The sequence below is a fragment of the Nioella sp. genome (genome assembly GCF_964229645.1).
Lineage (GTDB): Bacteria > Pseudomonadota > Alphaproteobacteria > Rhodobacterales > Rhodobacteraceae > Nioella.
Map to the genome: position 1 here is coordinate 1 of NZ_CAXREX010000083.1, position 5,586 is coordinate 5,586.

Below are 5,586 nucleotides of genomic sequence, written 5' to 3' on the forward strand. Positions count from 1 at the left end.
CTCACGAAGGAAATCATGGCTGGCATAATCGGCCAGCAGGTTCACCGCGTCGACGACCGTGACCATCGTGTCCAGCCGCGCCACGTCACTCAGGCTGTCGCCGTTCTCGTCCCGAAAATCGAAGGTGGCGGCGACGGGGAGGGGCTCGGAAATGCCGGTGCTTTCGATCAGCAGATAGTCGAAACGCCCTTCTTCGGCGAGGCGGCGCACCTCGGTCAGCAGGTCGTCGCGCAGCGTGCAGCAGATGCAGCCATTCGACATTTCCACCAGCGTTTCCTCGGTATGGCTGAGATCGGCGCCGCCAGCCCGCACGAGATCGGCGTCGATATTCACCTCGGACATGTCATTGACGATGACCGCGACCTTGCGGCCCTCGCGATTGTTCAGCACGGCGTTAAGAACGGTTGTCTTGCCGGCCCCCAGGAAGCCCGAAAGGACCGTCACGGGAAGGCGGAAATCGGTTGCTGGCATCGGGAATTACCTCTGGCTAGAGTAATGTAATGTTATAACATAAATACCGAGTTCGGGCGTGGTTCGCAAGATCCGCTATGCGGCATCTTGCGAATAGTAATAGTATCACATAACAGTCGCCCCCGGCGATTCCAGCGCCAACCGATCCCGGGCCTGACGCAAGGCCATTGTCACCCCAAGGCCCTGTGACGCCGCTTTCCCGCGCCACGTCACAGACCGGCCGTCCGTCTGTTCAGGAAGCTTCTGATGAAACGATCCCTTCTTGCCACCGCCGCGTTGCTGGCGCTGTTCGTTGCACCGCTGCCGGCGCTGGCGAATGGCACGCTCGATGTCGTCGCCCAGTTCGAGATCCAGTCGCCCGAACCCTCGACCACGGGCTATATCTTCACCCGCATGGGCATCGCCGAAACGCTGGTCAATGCGGATGCTCAGGGGCGACTGACTCCGGGCCTTGCAACAGGCTGGAGCGTTTCCGAAGACGGGCTCAGCTGGACCTTTACCCTGCGCGAGGGCGTGCTGTTCCATGACGGCAGCGCGATGACCGCAGACGCCGTTGTCAACGCGCTGGAAATTGCGCGCGCAAAGCCCGGCCCGCTGGGCAGCCTGCCGCTGACCGGGATCATGGCGGGCGAGGGTAGCGTGACCCTGACCCTGTCCGAACCGCTGGCCGCATTGCCCGCCTTTCTGGCCGAATTCCGCACGCAGATCCTCGCGCCCGCTTCCTATGCGGCCGACGGAACCGGGGTCGCGGTCATCGGTACCGGGCCCTACCGCATTACCGCAATGGAGCCGCCGCTGTCGCTCGATGCCGAAGCATTCGACGGCTATTGGGGCGCTGCGCCGCATATCGCGCAGGTCAGCTATTCGGGTGTGAGCCGCGTCGAGACGCGCGCGCTGATGGCGGAATCCGGCGAGGCCGAGTTCGTCTTCGGGCTCGATCCTGCCAGCGTGTCCCGGCTGCGCCAAGTCGACGGCGTCGAGGTGCTCTCGGTCGCGATCCCGCGGACGCTGCTTCTGAAGGTCAATGCCGCGCATCCCTTCCTGTCCGATGTCGAGGCGCGGCGGGCGCTGAGCCTTGCCATTGACCGAGCGGGCATTGCCGCCGCCGTGCTGCGCTATCCCGAAGGGGCGACGCAGCTGTTTCCGCCCTCGGTCGCGGGCTGGCACGACCCGGAACTGGCGCCGCTGGCCCACGACCTTGACGAAGCCCGCGCCCTTCTGGCGGACCTTGGCTGGGAGCGGGGAAGCGACGGCATCCTGACCCGCGACGGCGCGCGCTTTGCCCTGACGCTGACCACCTATCCCGACCGTCCCGAACTGCCGCTGGTGGCAGCGGTTCTGGAACAGCAATTCCGCGCAATCGGTGTCGAGCTGACGCTCAACACCACCAATTCCTCGGAAATCCCGTCGGGTCATCAGAACGGCACGCTCGAGCTGGGCCTGATCGCGCGGAACTTCGCGCTGATCCCCGATCCCATCGGCACGGTGATGTCCGATTACGTCGGCAATGGCGACTGGGGCGCGATGAACTGGACGAACGAGGCCTTCGCGACGCTGGTGCAGGGGATCGCACGCGGCGAGGGCGGCGAGGAAGCCCGCGCGCAGGCGGCCGCGATCCTGCAAGACGATCTGCCGATCATCCCCATCGCGTGGTATCGGCAGACGCTGGCGGTGTCGGATGCCGTGACGGGAACCAGTATCGACCCGTTCGAGCGCAGCTTCGGCCTGGTTGACATGCGGTGGGCGGAATGACGGTAATCGCCAACCGTCTTGTGCAGGCCCTGATGGTCGCGGTGCTGATCGGCACCGCCACCTTCGCCATGATGCGCAGCCTTCCCGGGGACGCCGCATGGCGCATCGCCGCCGGACGCTACGGCTATGACAACGTCAACCAGGCTGCCGCCGACGCGGTGCGCGACGAGCTGGGCCTGTCCGGCCCTGCTTTGCCCGCCTTGCTGCAATGGCTGGGCGATCTCGCTCAGCTTGATTTCGGGGTGTCGCTGGTGACGGGGCGTCCGGTGCTTGCCGAGATCGGCCATCAGCTGGGCGCCTCGGCCGGGCTGGCGGTGGCGGCGCTGCTGCTGTCGCTGCTGATCGGCCCGCCGCTGGGTATCCTTGCCGGGCTCAGGCCGGGGGGCCTTTTCGACCGGGTGCTGCTCGTGCTGTCGACGGGGATCAAGGCGATGCCCCAATTCCTGATCGCGCTGGTGCTGATCGTGATCCTCGCGGTGCAACTGCGCTGGCTTCCGGCCGCCGGGCATGGCGAGGCGCGTCATTTCGTGCTGCCCGCCCTGACCCTGGCGCTGGGCCTTGCCGCCGTGAATGCGCGCCTCGCCCGCGACGCCATGGCCCGGATCGCCGCCATGCCGTTCTGGCGTTTCGCCCAATGGAAGGGCCTGTCGCGCCGCCAGACGCTGGTCCGGCACGGGCTGCGCAACGTCGCGGTGCCGCTGGTGACCTATCTGGGTCTGCAATTCGTGACGCTGGTCGAAGGGGTGATCATCGTCGAATCGATCTTCGGTTGGCCGGGCATCGGCCATGCCCTTGTCCACGCGATCTTTTCGCGCGACGTGCCGATGGTGCAGGGCACGGCGCTGGTTCTCGGCCTTGGCTTCGTGCTGGTGAACCTGCTGATCGACCTTGCGGTGCGCCGCCTCGACCCGAGGGAGACCGCCTGATGCCGTCCCTGTCCCCCACCCGGGCGATCGGGCTTGCCCTGATCCTGCTCGTCGCTTTTACGGGGATCCTCGGCCCGGTCCTGATCCCCGGCGATCCCTTCGATCAATCGCTGATGAACGCGCTTTCGGGCCCCGAAGGCATGGCGCCGCTGGGCTATGACCATCTGGGCCGCACCATTTTCCACCGGCTTGCGCAGGCCCTGCGGCTGTCGCCGGTCATCGCCCTTCTGGCGGTCGTCACTGCCGGGGCGGCGGGGCTGGCGCTGGGCACGCTTGCGGCGGCGCGGGGCGGCTGGATCGACCGGCTGCTGACGACGCTGGCCGATGCCCTGCTGGCGCTGCCCGGCCTGCTTCTGGTGCTGATCATGCTGGCCATGGTGCCCGGCACCGCGCTGGGCTTCTGGGCCGGGCTGTCGCTTGTCCTGTGGGTCGAGTTCTTCCGCCTGACCCGCGCAGCCACGCGCGACACGCTGGCCTCGCCGGCGGTTCAGGCGTCGCGACTTCTGGGATTCGGGCCGTTCTACCTGTTCCGTGTCCATATCTGGCCCGAGATCGCGCCCCTCATGCTGACCGCCGCCGCGTTCGGTACTGCGACCGCGATCATGGCGATTGCCGCGCTGGGCTTCGTCCATGTCGGCATGCGCGCACCGACGCCCGAACTGGGGCTTATGATGGTCGAGCTGCTGCCCTATTGGCGCGAGGCGCCGCTCGCGCTGTTGTCACCGGTTCTTGCCACCTTCGCCCTGCTGCTGGGCCTCACCCTTGTCGCCGGGAGCCGCAAAGCATGACCCTCCTTTCCGCCAGTGACATCTGCGTCCGCGACGGGACGGCGCTGTTGCTGGAACCGCTGAGCCTGAGCCTTGAACCGGGGCAGCCCGTGGTCCTGATGGGGGAAACCGGCTCGGGCAAGAGCCTGATGGCGCAGACTCTGATGGGGACACTGCCGGCCGGCTTGCGGGCCTCGGGACGTGTCACCGTCGGAACGCGCAAGCTCGATCCCGCGCGGCCCCGAGACTTCCGGCCGCTGTGGGGGCGCGAGATCGGGGTGCTGCCGCAAGAGCCATGGCTGTCGCTGGACCCGCTGATGCGGGCCCGCGGGCAGGTCGCCGAAGCGCATCGCTTCGTGCGGGGCCTGCCCCGGGGCGAAGCGATGCGCCGGGCCGATGCCGACCTTTCCCGTCTGGACCTTTCCCCCGCCGCCGGGCGCTATCCGTACGAGCTTTCTGGCGGGATGGCCCAGCGCGTCGCCATCGCCGCGGCGCGCGCGGGGGGTGCCCGGCTGGTGATCGCCGATGAACCGACCAAGGGGCTCGATGCCGCGCGGCGGGACGAGGTCGCCGCGATGCTGCTGGACGGAATGGGCACCGACGGGGGGCTTCTGGTCATCACCCACGATATCGCGCTCGCGCGGATGATCGGCGGGCGGATGATTGTGCTGCGCTCGGGCGCCATCGTCGAAGAGGGGGCGACCCGCGATATCCTGCACGCCCCGAAAGCCCCCTATACCCGCGCCCTGCTGCAGGCCGATCCGCAAGGCTGGCCCCAGCGGCGGAACGGGGGATTGTCCGGCCGCTCGGTTGTCGAGGCGCGGGGACTGGCCGTCGGACGCGGTGGGCGCACCTTGGTCAGTGACATCGAGCTGGCCCTTCCGCGCGGCGGCATCCTTGGCGTGACCGGTCCGTCCGGCTGCGGGAAGTCGACGCTGGGCGACGTGCTTCTGGGGCTGGTCGAACCGGCGGCGGGCCGGGTGATGCGCGAGACCGGAGGGCGCCCCCATTCTTTCCAGAAACTGTACCAGGATCCCGTCGCAGCCTTTCCGCCGCATCGGACCTTGGGGCAGACCCTGCGCGACCTCGTGGGTATCGGCGGTGACGCCGGTTTTGAAGCGCTTCTCGCGCGGCTGGGGCTGGATCCGATCCTGCTGACCCGTCGCCCCGGCGGGGTTTCGTGCGGCGAGTTGCAGCGTATCTCGCTGATGCGGGCCTTGCTCCGGCGCCCGGCCTTCCTGTTCGCGGACGAGCCCACCTCGCGTCTGGATCCGCTGACCCAGCAAAAGATGATCGCGCTTCTGAGCGACGTGGCCGAGACCGAGGGCACGGCGATACTGCTGGTGAGCCACGATCTTGCGCTGGTGCGCGCTACGGCGGACCGGGTGCTGGATCTCGGCGCACGCCCGGAGGCGGTGCAGGCCGCCTGACCGGGCCGGGGACCCGCCCTGCGCGCCGCCTTCAGCCCGCGCGGGGGGCCGTTTCCAGGGAAAGGCGCGGCTTCCCTTGGCCTCCGGGCAGCCTTGCCGCGGCCCGGGCGTGCCTCCGATTGCGATTGACCGCCGGGGGATAAGGCGTAGGGTCCCGGCGTTGAAATGCCGACAGACTATCGCACGGACCGGGAATGGATCTTTACGACAGCCGCGCAGGGATCACGTCCTTCCTGTTCC

General features: G+C 68.0%; 5 protein-coding genes. 4 read left to right on the plus strand and 1 reads right to left on the minus strand.

Going from position 1 to position 5,586, the window contains the following annotated elements:
• Positions 1 to 471, minus strand: a 471-nt coding sequence (locus tag ACEQXV_RS05680) for a GTP-binding protein (RefSeq protein WP_370268253.1), incomplete at its 3' end; no start/stop codon positions are given.
• Positions 472 to 717: 246 nt separating this feature from the next.
• Here ACEQXV_RS05680 and ACEQXV_RS05685 point away from each other — a divergent pair.
• Genes ACEQXV_RS05685 through ACEQXV_RS05700 form a run of 4 tightly spaced genes read left to right on the plus strand, consistent with a single transcriptional unit; the run spans position 718 to position 5,346 of the window.
• Positions 718 to 2,223, plus strand: coding sequence for an ABC transporter substrate-binding protein (locus tag ACEQXV_RS05685; RefSeq protein ID WP_370268254.1), 1,506 nt, complete (start codon positions 718 to 720; stop codon positions 2,221 to 2,223).
• Entirely contained in the window at positions 2,220 to 3,149 is a 930-nt protein-coding gene (locus tag ACEQXV_RS05690) for an ABC transporter permease (RefSeq protein WP_370268256.1), read from the plus strand. Before ACEQXV_RS05685 ends, ACEQXV_RS05690 begins: the two co-directional genes overlap by 4 nt.
• Positions 3,149 to 3,937, plus strand: a complete 789-nt coding sequence (locus ACEQXV_RS05695) for an ABC transporter permease (protein ID WP_370268257.1) — start codon at positions 3,149 to 3,151, stop codon at positions 3,935 to 3,937. The genes ACEQXV_RS05690 and ACEQXV_RS05695 overlap by 1 nt, the downstream gene beginning before the upstream one ends.
• On the plus strand, positions 3,934 to 5,346 hold the full coding sequence (locus ACEQXV_RS05700; RefSeq protein ID WP_370268258.1) for an ABC transporter ATP-binding protein: 1,413 nt from the start codon (positions 3,934 to 3,936) through the stop codon (positions 5,344 to 5,346). The genes ACEQXV_RS05695 and ACEQXV_RS05700 overlap by 4 nt, the downstream gene beginning before the upstream one ends.
• The last annotated feature ends 240 nt before the right edge of the window (positions 5,347 to 5,586 follow it).